Below are 3,797 nucleotides of genomic sequence, written 5' to 3' on the forward strand. Positions count from 1 at the left end.
GTGGAGGATCATTTCATGAGGAAAAATGAGTCCAGCTTAACGTCTCTAATTTCAGCTTTTGCCCGTGCATATCACAGCCGATATGACACACCTCTTATTTTTGATGATTTTATCGCAAAAGATCTCATTAACGAAAAAGAGTTTATCGACATCAGTAAAAATATGATTCAAGGAATATCGTTTTTCAACAAAGAGATCGCCGAACGTCTTCAAAATGATCCTGAAAAAATATTAAAATGGGTTGCACAAATCCAGCTGTCTCCCACGCCACTAGCACGTGCTTCTTATTGTGAAAAAGTCTTGCACAACGAATTAATCCTGGGGGCAAAACAGTATGTCATTCTTGGAGCGGGGCTGGATACCTTCTGCTTTCGGCATCCAGAATTAGAAAACAGCTTACAGGTTTTCGAGGTTGACCATCCGGCTACACAGCAATTCAAAAAAAATAAGCTGAAGGATGCAAATCTGACAATTCCGGGTCATCTTCATTTTGTTCCTATGGATTTCACCAAAACGTTTTCGTATGATCCTCTCTTAGATGAAGGATTTAAAAACACAAAAACAGTCTTCAGCCTTCTCGGAGTGTCTTATTATGTAACACGGGAAGAAAATGCAAGCTTGATCAGCAATTTATTTTCTCATGTCCCGCCTGGAAGCTCTATTGTTTTTGATTATGCGGACGAAACACTTTTTACAGCAAAAGGGACGTCGAATCGAGTTGAACATATGGTGAAGATGGCTGCCGCAAGCGGGGAACCGATGAAATCATGTTTCACTTATCAAGAGATTGAACATCTGTTAGAGTCATCTGGTTTACTGATCTATGAACATCTATCACCAGACGACATCAATGACCTTTTCTTTAGTAATCGAAAAGACAATTTGTCAGCGTTTGAAACGATTCATTATATTCATGCAGTAAAAAAATAATTTTCAAATCATCAGAAGCCTCTCAATGTTTGAGAGGCTTTTTATTGAACCCGCATGCAGCAAATAAGCTGTCGTTATCATACGGCAGCTTCTGCTAAAGGCTTCACCAAGATCATAAATGATTTGCCTTTCTCATCTTTTTCCGTTTTCAGCTGTTCAAAGCCGCATTGGCTTAAAAACAGTATCCATTCACTGCGCTCAATGGGAACTCCCGCAAACATCGCTTTATGTTTCGCTCTAAGCAATTTGCTGATCTGTTCAATGATCATCTTCGCATGTCCCTTTTTTTCTTCAGCCGGGTCAATCAGGACCGTTCCGAGCCACGGCTTACCGTTTGAAGGCGACCACTCGAGATGGTAGCTGACGGCAACAGGCAGACCGTCTTTTTCCCATACAAGCCATAAACCGTTGTACATGGAGTAGGAAATGATATAGTCTTCTGCATCTTTATCTCCAAACTCCTCCTCTTTCCATACAGGATGAGCCTCCGCGAGCTTTTCTAACAAGCTGAGATCATCCTGCTCAAATGGCCTACTTCCGAGCATGAAGATACTCTTCAAATATCGTTTTATGTATAGATGGGTTTCCGGCTAGCACACTGTGGTTTTCTAAAAAGGTAAACGGCTCTCCTTCAATGGTCGTATAGGTGCCTCCTACTTCATTTAACAGCACACAGCCGGCTGCGTAGTCCCATGGCGCAAGCCGCATCGTGATGTAAGCATCTATTCTTCCTGCCGCGACATTTGCCAGCTCTAAAGCGGCAGAACCGTAGGAGCGTGTGCCTCTGACTCTTTTCACAAGTGGCGCTAACACACTTTGATCAATTCTTCTGTTTTCCGTTACCCATGTTGCATTAATGGCAAGAATCGCTTCTTCAATGACGGTTTCTTTTAAAGGAGCCAGCTTCGTTTCATTCATATAAGCTCCTCTGCCGCTAAATGCGTGATACAGCTCATCGTGCACCACATCATAAATTAAGCCGATTTTCCCTTCACCGTTTTCAAAAATCCCAATGGAAATCGCAAAATTTCTTTGCTGATGCACAAAATTCATCGTCCCGTCAATCGGATCAATAATCCATACGACTCCCTCAAGTGAGTGGATTTTGTCTCCTTGCCCCTCTTCACCGAGTATCCGATGTCCCGGAAATGTTTCTTGAATTCGATCAATGAAAAACTTTTCGGTTTCTTTGTCAATATTGGTGACTAAATCATTCGAATTTGATTTCGTTTCAATTGTCAGGCTTTCATGCATGGATTGTGTAATTCTCGCGCCTGCTTCTCTTATCCACTTCTTTGCAATCTCATCAATTTCCGTCCAATTTGTCATTCGTTCGTACCTCTCTTCTATGTAGACCTTTTATTTTATAGGATACTGATAACGGCAATGAAAAAGCAAGGAAAATGAAAAATATCCCTTCTCACGTAAAAACGAACCATTCATGCGGTTCGTTTTCACTATCGCTTTTTTACCCGTTAAGACGAATCCATTCTTTTCTAAGTCGCTCAAGTTTGTTTTTGCTTTGTTCAATCTGCTCTTCATTTTCTTTCTGCATTGCTTCATATAGGGTTGCCAATTCATAATCAACCTCTAGTCTCCAGACAGCAACACGATTGTTTTTCTCTTCCTTAAATCCCTCTTTTACAACTTGCCTCATTGTCTTTCGCCCCTTCCAGAGATCATTTGTTTGTAAAAAAGCATCCCATTTTGCCATTCAACAATGATTACTTCTTATATCGTATGATTGTTCTATTTACGCGCAACATGATTCTGAAAATTGTGTGTTTACCTACTCGTTTATTACCACATTTCCCCTTACTTCAAACGCGCTCAATCTTTTTGAAGCTCGTATGAACTGTGATAAAATATGTATACTTAGCATGAAGGAGGAAAATCATGACACAAATGCGTTTCACTGAAGAAGACTTTAACACATTTACAATAGAAGGCTTAGACGCGCGCATGGAAGTATTAAAAGAGACGGTCCGTCCGAAGCTTACAGCTCTAGGCGAACATTTTGCCCCAACTTTATCAGCTTTAACCGGAGATGAAATGTTTCCGCATGTGGCGAAGCACGCAAGAAGATCCGTCAATCCCCCGGCTGACAGCTGGGTGGCGTTCGCAAACAGCAAAAGAGGCTATAAAAAACTGCCGCATTTCCAAATTGGTTTATGGGAAAGCCACGTCTTTGTGTGGTTCGCGATTATTTATGAATCCCCTATCAAAGAAGAATACGGCAAATTGCTTGAAGTGAACCAAGAAACCATTACGAAAAATATCCCTGACAGCTTCGTTTGGTCTGCAGATCACACAAAACCGGGCGTACATAAACAGTCTGAAATGGACAAGGAACAACTGAAGACACTGTTTGAGCGTTTGCAGACTGTAAAGAAAGCTGAGCTGTTATGCGGCATCCAGCTCCAAAAAGAAGAAGTGCTGAATATGAATAACCAGGAATTCCTTCAGCGTATCGACGATGCCTTTAAGCAGCTTGCTTTTCTGTACCGTCTCACCCAAAAAGTATCACAAGCATAAAAAAGAGCCGGGATATCCCCCGGCTCTTTTTCTTACATCTTAATCTTCGCGTGATCAGATTCTCTCGCCTGTTTGACCGTGCGATAAGGAGAATATGTACTTTGTTCCTCAAACTCGCCGCATATCTTTTTTTCTTCGGCCTTCCCCGGTACAATTTCCTTGAAACGGCGGTAAGCTTTAAGCAGTTCTTCACGATCCGCCCCTTTTTCATATGCAAGCTCAACCTGCTGGAAAAATGCAATCACATCCACTGCTTCTTCGGTTGTCCAATCTTCATTCATCGGATATTGATACTCCATTTTCTTCACTCCTTATAGATTTACTTCCCTTAA

At 41.6% G+C, this 3,797-nt stretch carries 6 protein-coding genes; 2 read left to right on the top strand and 4 right to left on the bottom strand.

What is annotated here, in order from left to right; translation table 11 throughout:
• The first annotated feature begins 15 nt into the window (after positions 1-15).
• Positions 16-930 (top strand): class I SAM-dependent methyltransferase, encoded by a 915-nt coding sequence (locus RAC86_RS36285; RefSeq protein ID WP_257432773.1) that lies wholly within the window; start codon positions 16-18, stop codon positions 928-930.
• A gap of 77 nt (positions 931-1,007) precedes the next feature.
• On the opposite strand, the gene RAC86_RS36290 is transcribed toward RAC86_RS36285, so the two are convergent.
• The 3 genes from RAC86_RS36290 to RAC86_RS36300 all read right to left on the bottom strand — a co-directional run bounded on the left by RAC86_RS36290 (position 1,008) and on the right by RAC86_RS36300 (position 2,587).
• Positions 1,008-1,436 (bottom strand): GNAT family protein, encoded by a 429-nt coding sequence (locus RAC86_RS36290; protein WP_015252166.1) that lies wholly within the window; start codon positions 1,434-1,436, stop codon positions 1,008-1,010.
• Positions 1,437-1,461: 25 nt separating this feature from the next.
• Positions 1,462-2,259 (bottom strand): inositol-1-monophosphatase, encoded by a 798-nt coding sequence (gene suhB / locus RAC86_RS36295; protein ID WP_377886743.1) that lies wholly within the window; start codon positions 2,257-2,259, stop codon positions 1,462-1,464.
• A 139-nt stretch (positions 2,260-2,398) separates the two neighbouring features.
• A complete protein-coding gene (locus RAC86_RS36300) occupies positions 2,399-2,587 on the bottom strand; it encodes a hypothetical protein (protein WP_009967148.1) in 189 nt (62 codons plus the stop codon).
• A 239-nt stretch (positions 2,588-2,826) separates the two neighbouring features.
• On the opposite strand from RAC86_RS36300, the gene RAC86_RS36305 reads away from it, so the two are divergent.
• Positions 2,827-3,465: a YktB family protein gene (locus RAC86_RS36305; RefSeq protein WP_015252167.1), complete on the top strand. Its 639-nt coding sequence runs from the start codon at positions 2,827-2,829 to the stop codon at positions 3,463-3,465.
• 32 nt (positions 3,466-3,497) lie between these two features.
• On the opposite strand, the gene RAC86_RS36310 is transcribed toward RAC86_RS36305, so the two are convergent.
• A complete protein-coding gene (locus tag RAC86_RS36310) occupies positions 3,498-3,764 on the bottom strand; it encodes a UPF0223 family protein (protein WP_014476700.1) in 267 nt (88 codons plus the stop codon).
• Positions 3,765-3,797 lie beyond the last annotated feature (33 nt).

This window comes from Bacillus sp. LR_5 (genome assembly GCF_042709275.1).